The organism is Amycolatopsis sp. NPDC003865 (genome assembly GCF_053605345.1).
Genome location: NZ_JBSGJA010000002.1, coordinates 657,269 through 676,368 on the forward strand (window position 1 = coordinate 657,269; position 19,100 = coordinate 676,368).

Genomic DNA, 19,100 nt, shown 5'->3' on the forward strand with positions numbered 1-19,100 from the left:
ACCGCATCGCCGGGTGAACCGCACGTGAACCCGGTCTAACGATCCTCGCGGATCAGCCCGTGCTGCTGCTCTTCTTGCTCGTCGTCGTCTTGGACGTGCTGGTCTTCGACTTCGAAGAGCTCGTCGGCGGGGGCTGTTCGCTGTTCGGGACCGGCGCGTTCGGGTCCGGCAGCGGGGTGTTGTTGCGCAGGGCGTCGAAGAGCGCCTTCGTCTTGCTGCGGACGAGGACCTCGTTGCCCCGGCTGTTGGCGATGCCGACCGTCGGGACGGTCAGGAACGTGATCTTCGAGGAGTCGAGGCCCTTCATCGACTGCGCCAGCGTCATCATCTGCTTGACGCCGAGGTTGTCGCCGAAGGTGGCCTTCGCGAACGCCGTGATGAAGTCGCTCAGCTTGCCGGGGTCGAGCACGACGTCCGAGGACATGACCTTCCTGAGCAGCGCGCCGATGAACTCCTGCTGCCGCTTGATGCGGCCGTAGTCGGACGTCGGGTCGCCTTTGACGTGCCGGGCGCGGACGAAGTTCAGCGCCTGGTCGCCGGAGATCGTGACGTCGCCGGTCTCCAGCAGCACCTTGCCGAGGACGGTGTCGTCGATCGGGATCTCGTTGTGGACGGTGACGCCGTGCACCGCGTCGACCATCTCCTTGAAGCCGTTGAAGTCGATGCCGACGAAGTGGTTGATGCGCAGCCCGGTGATCTGCTGGATCACCTTCGTGACGCACGAGGGGCCGCCGACGGCGTACGCGGTGTTGAGCTTCGCGATCTTCTGGCCGGGGACCTTCTCGTCGGTGTTCTTGCTCTGCGCGGGGTCCCAGCGCTGGCACTCGGGCCGGTCGATCTCGAGGTCACGCGGGAACGACGTGACGACGACCCGTTTCCGGTCGGCCGGGATGTGTGCGACCATCACCGTGTCGCTCCGGGCGCCCGGGGTGCTGTCGGCGGTGCCGACGCCTTCCTCGGCGGACGCGCCGTCACGGGTGTCGGAGCCGACCATGAGGAAGTTCTCGTCGTTGGCCTGCGCGTCGGCGTCCTGGATGTCGGACGAGTCCTCGTCGAGCGCGGAGACCTGCGTGAACTTGGCGTCGAAGTAGGTCTGCGCGCCCCAGGCACCGCCGACCCCGAGGAAGACGAGCCCGGCGACGACGGCGGCGGCGATCCGGCCGAACCGGGCCGACCGCTCGACCTTCCGCGCCTTCTTCTCCTGCAGCCGGGTCTGCGCGGCTGCTTCTTCGGCTTCCGCGGCTTCCTGAGCTGACGGCGTGGGCGTGACGACGCGCTGAAGAGCGGTACGCGTGCTCTCGATGAGCGAAGCGGGCGAGAGGCGCTCACGGCGTTCGCGGCGCTTGGCTTCCTCGGCTTCCATCTCGTCGTGGGCGGCGGAGAACCGGGCGAGGGTGTGGTCGATCTTGCGGCGGTACTGGGTGGCCTCGTCGATGGCTTCCATCTCGTCGGTCATGGTGAGCGGATCGAGCTCGGCCCGAGCCGGCACCGCACCCGGCCGCCGCTTGGGAGGCTCGGCAACGGGAGGCCGCTTTTGGGTAGGCGCATCAACGGCGGCTTCCGGCGAGGCCACGGCTCGGCGCGGGGCCGGGCTGTCGGGACGCCGGGGCGCAGCGCCCTCGGGAGCGGCGGGACGTTCAGGAGTCCCGGTTCGCCGCGGCGCCGGACCATCGGGCGCGGGACGGCGAGCCGGCCGCTGCGGCGCGGCCCCTTCGGCCGGCGAGCCCTCGGGCAAGCCGCGCCGTGCGGCGGGTCCTTCGGGCGCTCCGGCACGGCGCGCGGGCTTGGCCGGGCGCGGTGCGGCTGGGTCGGGAGCGCTTTCAGCGGCGCGTCGAGCTGAGCCCGCCGCACGCGGTGCGGCTTCCGCGGAGCCGTCGGGGCCTGGGCGGGCTTCGCCGGCGGCACGTCGACCGGGCGAGCTTTCCGGACCGGGGCGCCCCTCGGCGGTGCGGCGGGTGGGGCTGGCCGGGCGCGGTGCGGCTGCATCGGGAGAGCCCTCCGTGGCGCGGCGGGTGGGGCCGGCTGCGCGCGGTGCGGCGGCTTCCGCGGGGCCCTCCGGGGCCGGGCGTCCCTCGGCGGTGCGGCGAGTGGGGCCGGCCGGGCGCTGCGGTGCCGCTCCCTCGTCCTCCGGTGCCTGCCGCCTCGGCCGGCGCGGGGGCTGGGGTGCCGCCGCCGTCTGCTGGGGGTTGGCCGCCGGGGGCCTGCGCTGGAGCGGGGCCTCCGGTGCCGGCGCCGCCGCCGTGGTGCGGTGGGGCTGGCGCGGCCGCGGGGGGCGTGGTTGACGAGTGGCGTCCGTGGGTACTGGGTCCTCGCCGGGATCCGACGGCCGCGAGTGCGACGCGGCGGGCGGCTCGGCGGCGCGGGCACGGCGTCCCGGCTGCTCGGGACGGTCGTCGCGCGCCGGGAGCGGGCGGACGCCGGTGGACTTGGCTACGACGTCCGAGACGCTGATCCCGCCCTGGTCCTCCATCGACCGGCGTCTGCCGGTGCGGGGCCGCGCGGGACCGTCCGAACGGCGACCGGTTCCCGGGCTGTCGTGCTCGTCCGGCACTCGGTCTCCTTTCGCGCGATCGAAGGCGGGGTCGTGACTTGGCCGTCTTCCCCCGCGAGAGGTGATCGTTCCCCCGGAGGTTTTCGTTATCGTACGGATACCCCCCGTTCGTGACGACACCCTCCCGGAATTTTCTTCACCTTGAGTCGACGAACGGCCGCTGGCCGTCGACAAACGGGTGACCGTTGCCCGCAGCTTTCCGGGGTAATGAGCCGTTTACGTTACTCAGAGTGGGTTATTAACCGCGTGCTTTGCGCGTCCTGATACGCGACTTTGTTCCGTCCGGCCCGTTTCGCGGCGTATAGCAGGTCATCGGCACTGCGCAGCTGGTGCTCGGGCTGGGCCGGCGTGCCCGGCCCCTCGTGGGCCAGGCCGGCGCTGATGGTCACGCGCAGTCCCGGCTGCAGTTCCGACCAGGGATGACGGGCGACGCGCACGCGGGCGGCGTCGACGATCCGGACCGCGTGCCCGGCGTCGACCCCGGGCAGCCACAGCACGAACTCCTCACCGCCGTAGCGGGCGCAGAAGCCGTCCGGTGGCAGCTCCTCCTGGAGCAGGGCGGCCACCCGGCGGAGGACGCGGTCGCCGACGAGGTGACCGTACGTGTCGTTCACGCGCTTGAACCGGTCGAGATCGACGAGCGCGATGCCGAGCGGACCGGGCCGCCGACCGGCGAACGATCCGGCCAACCGCTCGTCGAGGTAGCGGCGGTTGTAGCTCGACGTCAGCGCGTCACGCAGGCTGCCGTCGCGGGCGATGTCCAGCGCGGAGCGCAAGTGCTGGTAGGCGCGCCGCCAGTCGCCCTGGGTGGCGAAGAGCGTCGCGACGGCTTCGTGCAGGCGGAGCAGGTCCGGCGCCTCCGGGCTTCGGCGCAGCACGGCTTCGTCCCCGGCGACCATGCCCACCTCCACCACGCATTGGTTGTCGTCGTAGCGGAGGCTGCGCTTGAGGACGAAGGTGAATTTCGCTCAAACGGGAGCACGGCGGTGACGCTCCGGAGTCGGTCGGTCAGAGTCCGGAGAACGGCTCGATCCCCTTGAGCTGGGCGAACTGGTCCTTGGCCCAGTAACTCACATTAGCCGTTTCGTCGTTCAGTAGCTCTTGGTAACCGCCCCACGGAACCCAGCGCCACTCGCCGACCTCGGCCGGGTTCGGCTCGGGCTCGGCATCGGCCCAGGCGGCGAAGACCGGGCAGAACTCGTTCTCGACGATGCCCTGGAACGGCGGCGTCCGGTACCGGTACTTCGGCAGCACGCAGTGCAGCTCGGCCAGCGACGGCAGGCCGAGCTCGTAGTCCGCGCGCCGGCGGACGGCGTCCTCGAGCGGCTCGCCGGGCGCCGGGTGGCCGCAGACGCTGTTGGTCCAGACCCCTGGCCAGACCTTCTTGTGCAGCGCGCGCTGGGTGATCAGCAGGGCGTTGTCCGCGCGTCGCAGGACGTAGCAGGAGAAGGCCAGGTGCAACCGGGTGTGCTCGTGGTGGCTGGCCAGCTTCGGGCCGGTTTCGCCGGTGGGCACGCCGTCTTCGGTGACGAAGACGACCTGCTCGGTCTCGGGTTCGGTCGCGATGTCCACGACCCCAGTGAACACGACGGGCGAGCGGCTCCCGTACCGCGATGCGGGTGGGTTACCGGCGGTCCGCCCGGCCGGGTGACGGACGGTTACCGCGCGTCGAGGTGCTCGACGATCAGCGTCGTGACGGCTTCGGGTGCCTCTTCCGGCGCCCAGTGCGTGACGTCTTCGAGCATTTCGAACCGGTAGGGCCCGGTGACCCAGTTCGCGGTGTCGAGCGCGGCGGTCGAGCCGAACGAGACGTCCTCGGTGCTCCAGATGTAGAGCGTCGGCACGGAGATCTTGCCGATCTTCCCGCCGGGGCGCCCGGCGCGGTACCAGTTGAGGGCCGCGGTGAGCGCGCCCGGTTCGGACAGCCGCTGCACGTACTCGTCGACCTTCGACGGCGGCAGCCGCCGCTCGAACATGTCCCGCAGCGCGCGGCCGTCGTTCTCGAGCATCCGCCGCTCGGTGACGCGGGTCTGGCGCCACTCGGTCATGTACCGCGTCCGCAGGTGCTGGTCCTCGTCGGTCTTCATGGCCGCGGCGAGCGCGGCGGGATGCGGCGTGGAGACGACGGTGAGGCTGCGCAGCCGCTCGGGGTGCGCGTCGGCGGTCCACCAGGCGACGGCGCCGCCCCAGTCGTGCCCGACGAGGTCGAACTGCTTCCAGCCGAGCTGTTCGGTGATGGTGACGACGTCACCGACGAGGTGGTCGATCGAGTAGTCGGCAGCCGGTTCGGGGCGCACATCGGGCGAGTAGCCACGCTGATCGGGCGCGACGGCCCGGTAGCCGAGCACCCCGAGGGTGGCAACCTGGTGCTCCCACTCGACAGCGGCCTCGGGGAAGCCGTGCAGCAGCAACACGGGCCGGCCGTCTTCGGGGCCGGCCGCGATGGCGTCGAAGGAGCCGGCCTCGGTGGGGATGCTGATGTGGTCGATCACGATGGCGAATCTACTTCGCCCGGTCGAACGTCCGGTGTCAGTGGTCCTGGATGGTCACGACGGTGCTCTCCGGGCCGAGCAACTCCGCTCCGACCGGCTCGACCAAGTCGCTGATCCGGATGCTCAGCTGCGGCCGCCCGGCGAGCGGCCGCAGGTCGAGCCGGCCCATTCCCGTCACGGTCAGTTCTCCGAGCCGGTCGAGATCGGCGAGCGGCGACAGGTCGGGCATGCCGCGCAGGTTCCGCAACCGCAAGTTCTTCAGCTGCCGGAGTCCGGACAGCAGCGCCAGGTCCGGCAGGTCGGTGGCGGTCAGGTCGAGCAGCCGAAGCTCGGTCAGCTCGGCGATCGGTGCCGGATCCGCGGGCGGGCAGTCGATGAGGTGCAGGGTTCGCAAGCTGCCCGCCCAGTCGTTGAGGAGCGAGAGGTCTTCGAGCGCTTTGCAGTCCAGGAAGCTCAGGGAGACCGGTTCGGTGAGGAACGCGAGCGGCCCCAAGTCGGTGAACCGGAAGGCGTGGCTCAACGACAGCGCTCGAAGGCCCGTCAGGGCAACGAGATCGGCCAGCTCGACGGGGTCGTGGATCCAGCTCAGCTGGAGTTGTCGCAGGTGGGGCAGCTCGGCCAGCGCCGCCCAGCCGTGGGTGGCGACGTGGGCTTCGATCGAGGTCAGGCCAGGCACCTCGGCGAGTGGGGCGAGGTCGACCGACTCCTGCCGTGGTGGGCCGGTCAACGCGAGCCGGGTGAGTCCGGTACCGGCCAAGGACGGCAGGTCGTACCCGGCGGAATCCGAGATGTCGAGCCGCCTCAGCTGAGGCAGGTCGTGGACGAAGTCGAGCCGGCCGTACCCGTCTTCGAACCGGCAGCGCAGCCAGGTCAGGTGACGCAGGTACCTGAGGGCGGGCACCAGAGCCGGGTTGTTCACCACCGCGGCGCCGTGGGCCAGCGGAGAGTCGGCGAGTACGCGATTCGCGTACTCGATCGGGTCGAACAGATCCCACACCGCGATCAGCTCGACGACGACAGCGATCTCGGCACAGCTGCGGTAACGAGCCAGCAGGTCGAGAGCGGCCGGGCCGCCGATCATCGCGGCAGCCCGGATGGTCGCTCCTGCCGTGCCGGGTGCCGGGTCGGCATCGGCCAGCAGGTCCAGGACGAACTCGCCCAGCGGTACCAGCGCGTAGGCTTCCTCGTTGCTCTTCGGCGGAATCAGGGTGCTGGCGCGGTCCTCGATCTCGTTCCGCAGCCGCTCGCTCAACACCGGTGATGTCTCCAGGCACGCCAGCGCCACCAGGTCGAGCTTCAGCCGCTCCTGCTCGTCGGCGTCCCACTGGAGGATCCCGTCCAGCAGGCGCTCGCGCTGCGCGGGATAGGCGTGACCCGCCGCCAAGACCACCACTTCGCGCCACTCGTCGAGGTGCGCGTTCGCCGTCAAGATCCCGATGTCGTCTTCTTCGACCGCCGCCTGGGCGGCGAGGTACTCCTGGAACGTCCGGTGCACGAAGTCGATGCGGCCCGGGACGGGTTCGCGCAGTACGCCGCCGCGGTCCAGCAGGTGACGGAACACCGTCCGTGGTGTCACGTCGATCTGGCCCATCGAGCGCAGTTTCGCCGCGATGCGGGCTTCGGCGTCGGCTGCCGGGACGTCCGTGTGGCCGTTGCGGACCAGCCAGTACGCCAGGTTCCGGAGTAGAACCAGTTTCTCGGTGAGGGAAAGCCGGACCACCGGTTCGATCCGGCGCTCGGTGTCCCGGCTGTCGAGCAGCATCCGCAACGCGATTTCGTACAGCTCCATGCGGCTGTCCGGCAACCGCCCGTTGCCTTCGTGGTGGAGCGCGCAGAGCAGCGCGCACATCAGGGGATTCTCGGCCAGCCGCCGCAACGCGCTCCGGGTGCCGATCGCCGCGATCAGGGCGGCACCGCGGTGTTCCGGCGCCGGCAACGCCTGGTGCCAGCGCTTGACGAACGTCCGGACGTCGCGGGGTGTCATCGGCTGGAGCCGGACCTCGGTGAATCCCTCGCCGCGCAGCCAGCCGGCGGCCACCGCGGCCGGGCGGGTGGTGACGACGAACCGGGCGCGGGGGAACGCGCCGATCAGCTCGCGAAGCCAGTCGCGCACTTCGCGGCGGCGGTCGTCCGGGACCTCGTCGAGGCCGTCGACCAGCAGCACGGCGCGGCCGCCCCGCAGGCGTCGCTGCACCCAGCCGGCCGGCATCTCGTCGGCGATGTGCCTGCCGACCTCGTCGAGGAAGTGCTCCGGGGACGGCAGCGGCGACCGGCTGAACCGGCGCAGCCGCACCAGGAACGGTTCGAGGCCCGCCCAGCCGTCGACGCTCTCCAGCTGCCGGCTCGCGCACTGGACGGCCAGCCACTGCAGCAGCGTCGTCTTGCCGGAACCCGCCTCGCCGCGCAGCAGGATTCTCGAAGTCCGCGGCAGGACGTGCTCGATCCGGTCGCCCGCCGCGACATCGTCGTCCGAGGCGACGCTCAGGCTCAGGTAGGCCACCGACAGCGGGTACAGCCGGGTCGCGTCGGTCAGGCCCGCGCCGAAGAGGGCCATGCGGTCCAGGGCCGTCACCACCTGGCGGCGGAAGTCCGCCGCGAAGTCGTCCGGGTGGCGACGTTCCGGCAACGCCGCCAGGACGTTGCGGACGGCTTCCAGGATCTCGGTCTCCCGGCGGAGCACTTCGACCAGTGCGCCCGGCTGGAACCGGGGCAGGGTGCTCGTCACCTGCACCAGGTAGGCGCAGCATTCCCTCAAGACCCGTTGGTACAGCTCGGTCGTGTCGGCCGAAAGGAGGGCGGTGACGCCGGGGACCGTGCGAAGCAGGTAGCGGTACAGGTAGGCCGCGTCGAGGTCGGTGGCGAACAGGTCGTCGTCGGTCAACGCGGCGCGTTCGAACGTCTCGTGTGCCGCGTCCACCGCTGCGGCCCGCTCGTTCTCCGGCAACGCGCGGAACTCCACGTCGAGGAACGGCAGGAGCCGGTCGGCGACGCGGGACTCCAGGTTCGTGAACAGCAGCCGGAGCTTGCGGCGGTCGTTCAGGCCGGTGAGCTGCTTCTCCACCAGTTCGAACACCTTGGCGGAGGTGTCGGCGGCGATCGGGCGGTCGCCCAGCCAGATCTTCGCCGCGGCCTTCACCACCGCTGTCGTCAACGCGATCGCCGAGGCTTCGAGGCTCACCGAGCCAAGGTTAGCCCAGCACCTCCTCCGTGGTGGCCACCTTCACCAACGGGCCGTACAGCCGCATGATGTCGAGGGCTTTCGTGTGACTCTCGTCGTCCACGCCCGCGCACGCGTCCGCGACCACGGTTACCGACACTCCCGCGTCCGCCGCCGCCAGTGCTGTCGACAGCACGCAGCAGTCGGTCGAGACCCCCGCCAGTACCAGCCGCGCGCCGCCCACCCGGGTGGCCATGCGGGCCGTCCACTTGCCGAACGTCGTCGCGTCCACTGTGGACTGTGGCTGGAACTCCGGGATCACTTGGTACAGCGGGTCGTCGGGCGGGCGCAGCGCGAACGGCCACTGCTCGTAGTACTGCTTCCACGCCCCCTCCGGGCGCGCCGGCGCGATGAACCTCGTGAACACGACGTCGTTGCCGAAGGCCGTGACCAGGCTGTGGATCCGCGGGAGTATCTCGGCGAAGCGCGGGGTGAACCATTCGCTCGCCGGGGTCGCGAAGACGTTCTGCAGGTCGATGACCGCCAGTACCGATCTCACGCCGCCTCCTGCGCACGGATGCGTTGCCGCGTCGACAACGTCACCACGAAACCGAGCGCCAGTGCCAGCAGTACGCCGAGGTTCGCGTACGCCCACGAGCCGTCGCGGCCGCCGAGGCCGAACGGTTCCAGGAGGTAGCCCTGCCACTGCAGCCAGCCCGCCGAGGTGTTCGTCACCAGGCCCCAGCCGAGCGCCGTCGCCACCACTACCAGCGCGATCGGCCCGAGGCGGACGTCGCCGTAGCGGCCGGCCGGGTCGAACAGGTCGCCCTCGGCGTAGTCGCGCCGGCGCAGCAGGACGTCCGCGAGCATCACGCCGCACCACGCCGCGACCGGGACGCCCAGCGTCACCAGGAAACCCTGGAACTGGCCGAGGAACTCGCCGCCGAAGAAGACGATGTAGATCGTGCCCGCCACCATGAGCACGCCGTCGACGAACGCCGCCACCGGGCGCGGCACGCGCAACCCCGCCGAGAGCAGCGCCAGACCCGACGAATAGATGTCCAGCACCGCGCCGCCGACCAGGCCGAGCACCGCGACGATCGCGAACGGCACCAGGAACCACAGCGGCAGCAACGTCGTCAGCGCGCCGATCGGGTCGGCCGCGATGGCCTTGCTCAGGTCCGGCGACGAGCCGGCCAGCAGCAGCCCGAACACCAGCAGCACCAGCGGCGCCACCGACGCGCCGAACGCCGTCCAGCCGACCACGCCCCGGCCCGACGACGACCGCGGCAGGTAGCGCGAGTAGTCCGCGGCCGCGTTGACCCAGCCGAGGCCGAAGCCGGTCATCAGGAACACCAGCGCGCCGACCCACTGCTGCGCCGAGCCGGACGGCAGCGCGCTCACCGCGCCCCAGTGCACGTCACCGGCCACGAGCACCACGTAGACCACCGTGAGCACGCCGGTGATCCAGGTGATCCACGTCTGCAGCTTCATGATCGCGTCGAAGCCGAGCACGCCGGCGGCGACCGTCAGCGCGGCGACCACGACCAGCGCGATCACCTTCGTCGCGGTCCCGCCGCCCCAGCCGAGGCGCTCGAAGACCGTCGACGTCGCCAGCGTCGCCAACGCCGTGAGCACGGTTTCCCAGCCGACCGTGAGCAGCCACGAGATCGCCGACGGCAGCCGGTTGCCGCGGACGCCGAACGCCGCGCGCGAGAGCAGCATCGTCGGCGCCGAGCCGCGCTTGCCGGCGATCGCGATGAACCCGCACAGCAGGAACGAGAACAGGATGCCGACGACGCCGGCGACCAGCGCCTGCCAGAACGAGATGCCGAAGCCGAGCGTGAACGAGCCGTAGCTCAGCCCCAGCACCGACACGTTCGCCCCGAACCACGGCCAGAACAGCTGGCGCGGCCGGCCGCGGCGCTCGGCGTCGTCGATCACGTCGAGGCCGTTGGTCTCCACCTTCAGGCCGCGGGTTTCGGTACCGCTCATGTCATGGCCTCCACCAGCTCGTCGATCTCAGCCCGGCGCGGTGCCGTCGCCGGGCCGCGGCGGGTCACCGAAAGCGCTGCTGCCGCGTTGGCGCGCACGGCGGCGTCGAGGAGGGTACTGCCGCGCAGCAGCTCCGCGGCCAGTACGCCGCAGTGCGTGTCGCCGGCGCCGTTGGTGTCCACGGCGTCGACCGGGAAGCCCGGCACGTCGGTGACGCGCCCGTGGTCGTGGACGCGACAGCCCTTCGCGCCGTCGCGGACGATGGCCACCTCCGGCAGCTCGCCGAGTATGTCGGCTTCGCGCGCGTTGCAGCTCAATATGTCTACAAAGGACAGTAAGTCGTGAAGGTCTCCGGGGGTGAGGTCACCGGCCAACGGGCCGGGATCGAAAAGGGTCCTCGAGCCGGACGTGTGGGGAAGCCACTCGGCGAGAGCCCTGCGATTGCTCCTATGCAACCAACTGTAGCCGGACACGTACACGACGTCTTCACTCGTTGGGAGGACGTTGGCGAGCGCGCCGGACGTCAGCCGCCCCTCGGCGCCGGTGCCGGTCGCGAAGGTGCGCTCGCCGGTCGCTTCGACGAGCGCGACGACGACGCCGGTGTCCAGCTCCGGCGTCGGTTCGTGGGCCAGTTCGACGCCTTCGTTCGCCAGCGCGGCCCGTACGAGATCGCCGAACGCGCCGGTGCCGTGGCTGCCCGCGTAGAGCACGCGCGCTCCCGAACGCGCGGCCGCGGCCATGACGTTGAAACCGCCGCCCGGCACCAGGTTCGTCGACGACGCCATGACATCGCCACCCGGCGGCGGCAGGGCCGGCACCACCATGACGAGGTCGAGGACGACCTGCCCGGTGTGCACCAGCCGCCCGGTCATCGGCGGCGCAGCTTGAGCAGCTCGTCGACCAGCGGGCCGAATTCGAGGCGGTTGACGGCCAGGACCGTCTCGACGACGTCGGGCCGGAAGACGCCCACGCCGTGCGCGGCGCCGAGCATCGCCCCGCAGATCGCGGCGACCGTGTCGGTGTCGCCGCCGAGCCCGGCGGCCAGCCGCAACGCCGCCGGCGGGTCGTCGCCCATGGCCTCGGCCAGCGCGAAGGCGGCCACGACGGATTCCTGCGACGCGACGGACGTGCCGATGACCCGGGCGACCGCGTCGGCGACGGCGTCCGGCGCCATGCCCCGCACCCAGCCGCGCGCCCAGTGGATCCGGGCGGCGATCTCCCCGCCGGGCGCCCAGTGGCCGCGTTCGCCGCCGACCACGGCCGCGCGCTCGCCGGCGTCGAGCGCTTCGGGCAGGCTCGCGCCGTCGATCCCGGCGGACACGGCGGCCGCGACCGCGGCGGCGGCCGCGATACCGAGGCTGGTGTTGTGCGTGACGCGCGCGGTCGCGACGACGGCGTCGACCAGCCGGTGCAGGTCCTCGGACGGCGTGGCGATGCCGACCGGCGTGACGCGCATGGCGGCGCCGTTGGTCGTGCCGGTGCGGCCGGCTTCGTCGGCCGGAACGCCGTTCTGGAGCCGGGAAAGCGCGCGTTTCGTCGACGGGCCGAGCAGGTCCGCGGAGCCGCGGCGGACCATGTCCGCTTCCCAGATGAGCAGGGCGTCGGCGAAGACGTGCGGCTCGACGGTGCCGCGGCCGTCGATGAGCAGGCGCGCCAGCAGGACGGCCTGTTCGGTGTCGTCGGTGACCGAGCCGGCGGGCATCGACGGCGCGACCGGCTGCTCGGCGACGGCGGTCAGCAGGCCGGTGACCGGCCCGTAGGCGGCGGCGATCGCGGCGCGGGACATGGACTGCGTCGGCATGCCGAGCGCGTCGCCGACGGCGAGGCCGGTGAACGCGCCGAGCGCCCGGTCCCGCGCGCTCACCGGTGTCCGAAGGTGAGGTGGAACTGGAACCGGTCGGGGTCCAGCAGGCTGACGACGCGTTCGACGAGCCGGCCTTCGGCGTCGACCGAGGTGCGCTCGGCGCGGAGGAAGAGCTCGCCGATGCCGCGGCCCAGCAGTTCGGCGGCGCGGGCGTCGAGGCGTTCGGTGCTGATCCACTGGTCGCCGCCGACGGAGATCCGCCCGGCGGCTTCGAGGGTCTTGGTGAGGGAGCCGTCGCGGAGGCCGGTCTCGGGGAGGTCGGCGAGCAGGCCGGCGGCGGGGACGGTGGCGGTTTCGAGCGAGACGCCCCGGTCGTGTTCCCGCCGCAGCCGCCGGACCGCGACGTAGGCCGTCTCGCCGAACTCCTCTTCGAGGGCCTGGTCTTCGACGGCCTCGATGCCGAGGAGCTCGGTGGTGACGGGCGCGCCGGCGTCGGCGAGGGCGCGGGCCCAGCCGATCCGCTGGTCGAGCTGGACGCCGTCGAAGGTGACGAACGAGCCGACGCCGGCCTGGGTGGAGATCAGTTCGAGCTGCTGGAGCTCGGAGAGGGCGCTGCGGACGGTGCCGCGGCTGACCTGGTACTGCAGGGCGAGCTGGTGCTCGCCGGGGAGGCGTTCGCCGTGGGCGAGGCGGCCCGAGCGGATCAGGTCGGAGAGGTCACCGACGAGCTGCTGCCGCTTGCTGTACATGTACACACCTGTACACCCGAGCGTTGTCGCAGGTCAAGCGGCGACGAGCTGCCTGGTTTCGGCTTCGACCATCTTGCCCGCCCGCTCGGCCGTCTTCCCGCCGACGACCATGATCACCGCGAAGGCGCCCACGAAGATGACGGTGCTGAGCCAGACCATGGTTTCGATGGGCAGCGTGAAGGCCCCGACGATGCGAGCGGCCGACTCGACCACGAAACCGATGCCCCAGATGACGCTGGTGCGGCGCATGATCTTTTCGAACCGCGGGGTGCCGGCGAGGCGTTCCCAAGCGGCTTCGTTTTCGGCCTTGCCGCGGGTGATGAACGGCTGGATCGTCTTGGTCATGATCGGCGCCGCGGTGAACGCGGAGGCGAGGATGACGAGCCCGGTGATGCCGCTGCCGAGCGAATCCTTGGCGATCATCATCCGGGCGTCACCGGAGACGAAGGTCAGCAGCATGCCGACGACGTTCGTGACCAGGACGACCAGCGCGAGGCCGTTGAGGGTGCGGTTCTTGGCGAACTGCTGGAGCGTCCGCGCGAGGGGGACGACGCCGCTGAGGGCGAGGCTCAGGAAGACGCTGACGCCGAGCGCGTGGAGCCCGTAGTAGACACCGATCGGGACGGCGATGTCGATCGCGAGGGACTTGAGCGGGGATCCGTTGTTCGTCATGGGAAAAGCTTGTCGCGGCGGGGGTTTGCGCAAGGATGCCGTCCGCCACGACTTGGCCCTGACAGATGTCAGGGGTTCGGGCGTCAGCCGCCGGAGTGCATGTCTTCCGCCTCGGGGACGCAGTCGTCGTCCGGGTCGTCGAGCCAGCCGTGCGGCAGCGTCACCTTGCCCGGCGATCCCTGACGTCCGCGCGGACCCGTGGCCGCCTCCGGGAAAGGCGCGTCGTGGTCGAGCTGGGCGATCAGGTCGTCCAGCTGGTCCATGCTCGACACCATCGCGAAGCCGCGGCGGAGTTCGGAGCCGACCGGGAAGCCCATCAGGTACCACGCCATGTGCTTGCGGATGTCGCGCATGGCCTTGTCGTGGCCGTCGTGCTCGACCAGCAGTTCCGTGTGGCGGCGCAGCACCTTCGCGACCTCGCCGAGGTTCGGCGGGGTCGGCAGCGGGCGGCCGGCGAAGGCCGCTTCCAGCTCGCCGAACAGCCACGGCCGGCCGAGGCAGCCGCGGCCGACGACGACGCCGTCGCAGCCCGTCTCCGCCACCATGCGCAGGGCGTCGTCCGCCGAGAAGATGTCGCCGTTGCCCAGCACCGGGATGCTCGTGACGGCTTCCTTCAGCTCCGCGATCTTCGTCCAGTCGGCCTGGCCGGAGTAGCGCTGCGCGGCGGTGCGGGCGTGGAGGCTGACGGCGGCGGCGCCCTCGGCTTCGGCGATGCGGCCGGCGTCGAGGAAGGTGCGGTGGTCGTCGTCGATGCCGATGCGGAACTTCACCGTGAACGGGACGTCGCCGGCCGCGCGAACGGACTCCCGCACGATCGCTTCGAACAGCTTCCGCTTGAACGGCAGCGCCGCCCCGCCGCCCTTGCGCGTCACCTTCGCGACCGGGCAGCCGAAGTTGGAGTCGACGTGGTCGGCGAGGCCTTCGCCGACGATGATCCGGACGGCTTCGGCCATGGTCTTCGGGTCGACGCCGTAGAGCTGCATGGACCGGGGCTTTTCGTCGGCCCCGAAGGTCATCATGTGCATGGTGCCGGGGTGCCGTTCGACGACGGCGCGGGCGGTGATCATTTCGCACACGTAGATGCCGGCGCCGTACTCCTGGCACAGCTGCCGGAAGGCGACGTTGGTGATGCCGGCCATCGGAGCGAGCACGACTGGCGGATCGACCTGGTAGGGGCCGATCTTCAGGGCGGGCTTGCTCAGGGTGGCGGTCACGTCCTCCATTGTCGCTTGTGGTGTCGATCACGTCGACCAGGGGCGGTCAAGCGACGAGGTCGTCCCAGCGGACCAGGACCGCCGTGGCCAGGACGCCGGCCACGATGATCTTGATCAGGACCGCGCCCGTGGTCAGCCCGCTCACCGACGCGAAGTCCATCAGCACGCTCGCCACGAACGCCCCCGCCAGCACCTTCGCGCCCCAGCGCCGCTTGAAGCCCAGCGCCAGCACCGCGACCAGCTGGATCGCCGCCGCGAACGCCGACAGGACCAGCCACGGCGAGGGGTCGGGGTCGTTCGCCAGCACCCTGATCCCGGCGATCAGGAGCACCAGCGTGCCCAGGCCGAAGACGACCAGCATCACCGGCAGGAAGATCCGGCCGGCCCCGACGGGGGTGGCGCGATCCGGCACGCGGCGACGGGGCACGGCGACCCTCCGCTCGACTCGGGAACCTTCCACCGTGCCCGACCGCGCGGCGGGCACCCACGGTGCTTTTGCCGACATAGGGTTCCGGCATGACCGACAAGCCCCTGCGCTGGGGAATCATGGGCACCGGCGGCATCGCCGGGGCCTTCGCGGAAGACCTGAAGCTGACCGGCTCCGGCGTCGTCACGGCCGTCGGGTCGCGAACGGCCGAAAGCGCCGACCGGTTCGCCGGCCAACGCGGCATCGCCACCCGGCACGGCAGCTACGAAGCCCTCGCGAACGACCCGGACGTCGACGTCGTCTACGTCGCCACGCCGCACCCCATGCACCACGGCAACGCCCGGCTCGCGCTCGAAGCCGGCAAGCCCGTGCTCGTCGAAAAGCCGTTCACCATGAACGCCGAAGAGGCGCGGGACCTCGTCGCGCTGGCGAAGGAGCGGAACCTCTTCCTCATGGAAGCCATGTGGACGCGCTTCCTGCCGCACGTCCGGCGCATCCGGGAGCTGCTGCCGAGCCTCGGCGACGTCGTCACCGTCGCCGCCGACCACGGGCAGTGGTTCGCCGAAGACCCCGCCTTCCGGCTCTTCGCGCCCGAACTCGGCGGTGGCGCCCTGCTCGACCTGGGGATCTACCCCGTCTCGTTCGCCTCGATGGTCCTCGGCACGCCCGACCGCGTCGCCGCCATGGCGACGCCCGCCTTCACCGGCGTCGACGCGCAGATGTCGATGCTGTTCGGCTACCCGAACGGGGCGCAGGCGGTGCTGAACTGCACGTTGAGCGCGGTTTCGCCGACCACCGCGGTCATCGTCGGCACGGACGCGCGCATCGAGGTCGACGGGCCGTTCTACGCACCCGCGTCCTTCACGCTCGTCCCGCGCGACGGCGACCGGATCCGCCACGAGTACGTCGACGAAGGCCGTGGCCTGCGGCACCAGGCCGACGAGGTCGCGCGGCGGCTGGCGGCCGGCGAGACCGAAAGCCCGCTCATGCCGCTCGCCGAGACCGTCTCGATCATGACGACCATGGACCGGGTACTCACCGCGGTTGAGTAGTGCTACGGATCCGCTGGTGGGCCGTTGTGGGCGACTCTGTCCGGTATGACCACCGAAGCAGATGTGCTCCTCCGGCTCGCCGGCGAGATCGACGACTTGGGGCGTCGTCTCGCCGTGGTGGGCTCCGAACTCCGTTCCGTGCGTGCCGAGCAGCCGAAAGCCGCCGAACCGCAGGCTGAGCGGCCGCGGCAGGCCGTGCCGCCGCAGCCCCAGCCGCAACCCCAGCCCTGGCCGCAGCCGCCGCAGATGCCGCCGCCGTGGCCGCAGAACCCTTGGCAGCCGCCCCGGCCGCAGTACGTCCCGCCGCCGTCGCCCTACCTGCCGCCTCCGCCGCGCCCGACGCTGGGGGAAAAGCTCGGCAAGGAAGGCGCCGGCAGCCGCGTCCTGGCCTGGGTCGGCGGTGGCGTCACGCTGCTCGGCGTCGTCCTGCTGCTCGTGCTGGCCGTCCAGCGGGGCTGGCTCGGGCCGCTGCCGCGCGTGCTCGTCGGGGCCGCGTTCGGGCTCGCGCTGACCGGGGCCGGCGTCTGGCTGCACCGCAAGCCCGCCGGCCGCACCGGGGCCTTCGCCCTCGCCTGGACCGGCATCGCGACGCTCTACCTCGACGCCGTCGCCGCGACGACGCTCTACGACTTCCTGCCGGTCCTCGCCGGGCTCGCCGTGGGCCTGGCGGTCGCCGTCGGCGGGCTGCTCGTGGCCGTGCGGTGGGAGTCGCCGCTGCTGGCTTCCGTCGTCGTTCTCGGCTGTGCGGTCTGCGCGCCGATGATCACCCGCGGCTTCACGCCCGAACTCGTCGCGTTCCTGCTGATGGTCCAGCTCGCGACGGTGCCGGCGCAGCTGCGCCGCGACTGGTCCTCGCTGACGCTCGCCGCCGGCGTGCCGCCGCTGTTCGCCTCCGTCGTCAGCACCGCGGTCGTGCACAGCAGCTGGGCGAACACCGGCGCGGCGCTCGGCGCGGGGCTCGTCGGCGTCACGCTCGCGCTCATCGTCCTGCGCCGCCGCGAAAACGACCCCGCCGCGCTTTCCCTGCTGGCGACGGCGATCCTGCCGGCGCTGGTCGCGGCCGTGCTGCTGCCGAAGGCCCAGGCGGTGCCCGTCGCGGCCGGTGCCGGGGTCGTCCTCCTCGGCGTGTGGGCGGCGCGCCGCTGGTGGCCGGGTATCGCCGGGCAGCTGGCCGGGCTCGGCGGGCTGCTGGCGATCCTGCAGGCGACCGTCACGCAGTTCGACGGCCCGGCCCGCGCCGGCGTGCTGCTCGGCGAGGCGCTGCTGCTGGTGGTGGCCGCGCTGGGCGGGCGCAACAAGGTCGCGTTGGGCGCCGCGCTCGGCTTCGCCACGATCGGCGGCGTGATCGGCGTCTGCTTCGACGTCACCCCGGTTCTGCTGATGGTGCACCGGATCCGGCCGGCCGGTGACGTCGCCGGCGCGCTCGCGGTCGCCGCGCTGCTGCTCGCGGTTTCGGTCGCGCTGCCGTGGGCGGCCCTGCGCCTCGAGGTCTTCCGCGGGCCGGCCGACGACCTGCCGATCTGGCTCGTCGCCGGGGTTTCCGCGCTGTACGGCGCCGCCGGGGTCGTGCTGTGCGGGTCGCTGCTGGCGGTTCCCGGCCGCACCGGTTTCCTGCTCGGCCACGCGCTGATCACGGTGTCCTGGACGATCGCGGCGCTGGTGCTGCTCCTGCGCGGCATCGACGTCGTCGCGCTGCGCGTGATCGGGCTGGTCCTGGTCGGCGCCGCCGTGCTGAAGCTGGTGCTGTTCGACCTGGCGACGCTGGACGGCCTCGCGCGCGTCGGCGCGTTCCTCGGTGCGGGACTGGTGCTGCTCGCGGCCGGGACGCGGTACGCGCGGCGGGTCGCTTCGCGCTGACGCGGAAGAATTGTCGTACCCCTGTGGTTACCTGGGTCACAGCCCGACGACCAGGGGGATCGACCGATGACCCAACCTAAGCTCGCCGACCGGTCCGCGGAGCGGATCGGCTGGCTGACCACCGTCACGCCGAAGGGGCGGCCCGCGCCGCGACCGGTGTGGTTCGTGCTGGACGGCGACGACATCGTGGTGTTCAGCAAGCCGGACACCGCGAAGCTGCGGCACATCGAGGCCAACCCCGAGGTGAGCTTTCACCTCAACGGCAACGAAAGCGGCGGCGCGATCCTCGTCGTGAACGGCAAGGCGCGCGTCGAAGAGGGGAAGGCGTCGGAGGCGCCCGGCTACCTCGACAAGTACGGCCCGGCGTACGCCGCCATCGGGTTCGAGACGCCCGAGGCCTTCGACGCCGAGTACTCCGTCCGCATCCGCGTGGTGCCCGACCGCACCTGGGGGTGGTGAGTATCAGTCCACAGTAGACAACTCAATACGCATGACCACGCGTCGCGGCGTGGGGTGGCTGACTTCGGTGAACCCGGCGTCGGCGAACACCTGACGAGCGCCGACGTGCAGTTCGCCCCACGTGATCTCCTTGCCCGGCTGGGTGATCATCGGGTACGCCTCGAGCGCGCGCACCGCGTTCGCGGGCGAACCCGATCGTCGCCTCGGCCAGGGGGTAGGTGAGGCCACGGCCGCGGTAGCCCTTGCGGACGGCGAAGCACGTCACGGCCCAGACGCCGTCGTCGTCCTTGTCTTCGGCGCGGCCGCTCCACGGCACGCGCGAGCCGCGCAGCTTGGGGTAGGCGGTCCGCGGCTCGACGGCGACCCAGCCGGCCGGCTCGCCGTCGACGTACGCGACGAGCCCGCTCGTGGGGGCGTCCCGGTCACCGCAGCCCGCTTGGCCGCGCAGCATGGCGGTCCGCTGCTCCTGCGTGGAGTCGCGCCAGATCCAGCCGGCGACCTTGAACCGCTGGCACTGGCAGCGGGCGGGGTAGTCGGCGGTGCCGAAGATCGCGACGAGGTCCTCCCAGGACGCTTCGTTGGCCGGGATGACCTTGACGTCGGCCGTCGCGCAGGTGTCGGTCATGGTCGCGCAGCCTACGATCGGTTCCGGACGATCCACTGCCGGAATC

Annotated in this window: 17 protein-coding genes; 3 read left to right on the plus strand and 14 right to left on the minus strand. The window is 71.6% G+C overall.

What is annotated here, in order from left to right:
* Nucleotides 1-52 precede the first annotated feature (52 nt).
* The 13 genes from ACWEVP_RS08110 to ACWEVP_RS08170 all read right to left on the minus strand — a co-directional run bounded on the left by ACWEVP_RS08110 (nucleotide 53) and on the right by ACWEVP_RS08170 (nucleotide 15,061).
* Nucleotides 53-1,456: an LCP family protein gene (locus ACWEVP_RS08110; RefSeq protein ID WP_452061871.1), complete on the minus strand. Its 1,404-nt coding sequence runs from the start codon at nucleotides 1,454-1,456 to the stop codon at nucleotides 53-55.
* 1,316 nt (nucleotides 1,457-2,772) lie between these two features.
* Complete coding sequence (locus tag ACWEVP_RS08115) at nucleotides 2,773-3,450, minus strand: GGDEF domain-containing protein (protein ID WP_452061872.1); 678 nt, start codon at nucleotides 3,448-3,450, stop codon at nucleotides 2,773-2,775.
* A gap of 109 nt (nucleotides 3,451-3,559) precedes the next feature.
* A complete protein-coding gene (idi, locus tag ACWEVP_RS08120; RefSeq protein WP_452061873.1) occupies nucleotides 3,560-4,123 on the minus strand; it encodes an isopentenyl-diphosphate Delta-isomerase in 564 nt (187 codons plus the stop codon).
* Between the two features lie 86 nt (nucleotides 4,124-4,209).
* Nucleotides 4,210-5,043 carry an alpha/beta fold hydrolase gene (locus ACWEVP_RS08125; protein WP_452061874.1) on the minus strand — a complete coding sequence of 278 codons (834 nt, stop codon included), beginning with the start codon at nucleotides 5,041-5,043 and terminating at the stop codon, nucleotides 4,210-4,212.
* Between the two features lie 37 nt (nucleotides 5,044-5,080).
* On the minus strand, nucleotides 5,081-8,221 hold the full coding sequence (locus tag ACWEVP_RS08130) for an NACHT domain-containing protein (RefSeq protein WP_452061875.1): 3,141 nt from the start codon (nucleotides 8,219-8,221) through the stop codon (nucleotides 5,081-5,083).
* Between the two features lie 10 nt (nucleotides 8,222-8,231).
* A complete protein-coding gene (locus ACWEVP_RS08135) occupies nucleotides 8,232-8,759 on the minus strand; it encodes a cysteine hydrolase family protein (RefSeq protein WP_452061876.1) in 528 nt (175 codons plus the stop codon).
* Entirely contained in the window at nucleotides 8,756-10,195 is a 1,440-nt protein-coding gene (locus ACWEVP_RS08140; protein ID WP_452061877.1) for a purine-cytosine permease family protein, read from the minus strand. Before ACWEVP_RS08140 ends, ACWEVP_RS08135 begins: the two co-directional genes overlap by 4 nt.
* Nucleotides 10,192-11,067: a PfkB family carbohydrate kinase gene (locus ACWEVP_RS08145; protein WP_452061878.1), complete on the minus strand. Its 876-nt coding sequence runs from the start codon at nucleotides 11,065-11,067 to the stop codon at nucleotides 10,192-10,194. Before ACWEVP_RS08145 ends, ACWEVP_RS08140 begins: the two co-directional genes overlap by 4 nt.
* The gene (locus ACWEVP_RS08150) at nucleotides 11,064-12,059 is read right to left on the minus strand and encodes an ADP-ribosylglycohydrolase family protein (RefSeq protein ID WP_452061879.1); all 996 of its coding nucleotides are present in this window, start codon (nucleotides 12,057-12,059) and stop codon (nucleotides 11,064-11,066) included. The genes ACWEVP_RS08145 and ACWEVP_RS08150 overlap by 4 nt, the downstream gene beginning before the upstream one ends.
* Complete coding sequence (locus ACWEVP_RS08155; RefSeq protein WP_452061880.1) at nucleotides 12,056-12,748, minus strand: GntR family transcriptional regulator; 693 nt, start codon at nucleotides 12,746-12,748, stop codon at nucleotides 12,056-12,058. The genes ACWEVP_RS08150 and ACWEVP_RS08155 overlap by 4 nt, the downstream gene beginning before the upstream one ends.
* 33 nt (nucleotides 12,749-12,781) lie before the next feature.
* Nucleotides 12,782-13,420, minus strand: a complete 639-nt coding sequence (locus ACWEVP_RS08160; protein ID WP_452061881.1) for a VC0807 family protein — start codon at nucleotides 13,418-13,420, stop codon at nucleotides 12,782-12,784.
* A gap of 83 nt (nucleotides 13,421-13,503) precedes the next feature.
* On the minus strand, nucleotides 13,504-14,643 hold the full coding sequence (dusB, locus tag ACWEVP_RS08165) for a tRNA dihydrouridine synthase DusB (protein WP_452061882.1): 1,140 nt from the start codon (nucleotides 14,641-14,643) through the stop codon (nucleotides 13,504-13,506).
* A gap of 37 nt (nucleotides 14,644-14,680) precedes the next feature.
* The gene (locus ACWEVP_RS08170; protein WP_452061883.1) at nucleotides 14,681-15,061 is read right to left on the minus strand and encodes a hypothetical protein; all 381 of its coding nucleotides are present in this window, start codon (nucleotides 15,059-15,061) and stop codon (nucleotides 14,681-14,683) included.
* Between the two features lie 89 nt (nucleotides 15,062-15,150).
* Here ACWEVP_RS08170 and ACWEVP_RS08175 point away from each other — a divergent pair, with 89 nt between their 5' ends.
* The 3 genes from ACWEVP_RS08175 (at nucleotide 15,151) to ACWEVP_RS08185 (ending at nucleotide 18,429) form a co-directional block, all read left to right on the plus strand.
* A complete protein-coding gene (locus tag ACWEVP_RS08175; RefSeq protein ID WP_452061884.1) occupies nucleotides 15,151-16,113 on the plus strand; it encodes a Gfo/Idh/MocA family protein in 963 nt (320 codons plus the stop codon).
* A 45-nt stretch (nucleotides 16,114-16,158) separates the two neighbouring features.
* Complete coding sequence (locus ACWEVP_RS08180; protein WP_452061885.1) at nucleotides 16,159-17,970, plus strand: DUF2339 domain-containing protein; 1,812 nt, start codon at nucleotides 16,159-16,161, stop codon at nucleotides 17,968-17,970.
* A 66-nt stretch (nucleotides 17,971-18,036) separates the two neighbouring features.
* Nucleotides 18,037-18,429, plus strand: a complete 393-nt coding sequence (locus tag ACWEVP_RS08185; protein WP_452061886.1) for a TIGR03667 family PPOX class F420-dependent oxidoreductase — start codon at nucleotides 18,037-18,039, stop codon at nucleotides 18,427-18,429.
* A gap of 22 nt (nucleotides 18,430-18,451) precedes the next feature.
* Here ACWEVP_RS08185 and ACWEVP_RS08190 read toward each other — a convergent pair whose 3' ends face one another.
* Nucleotides 18,452-19,054 (minus strand): GNAT family N-acetyltransferase, encoded by a 603-nt coding sequence (locus ACWEVP_RS08190; protein WP_452061887.1) that lies wholly within the window; start codon nucleotides 19,052-19,054, stop codon nucleotides 18,452-18,454.
* Between the last annotated feature and the right edge of the window lie 46 nt (nucleotides 19,055-19,100).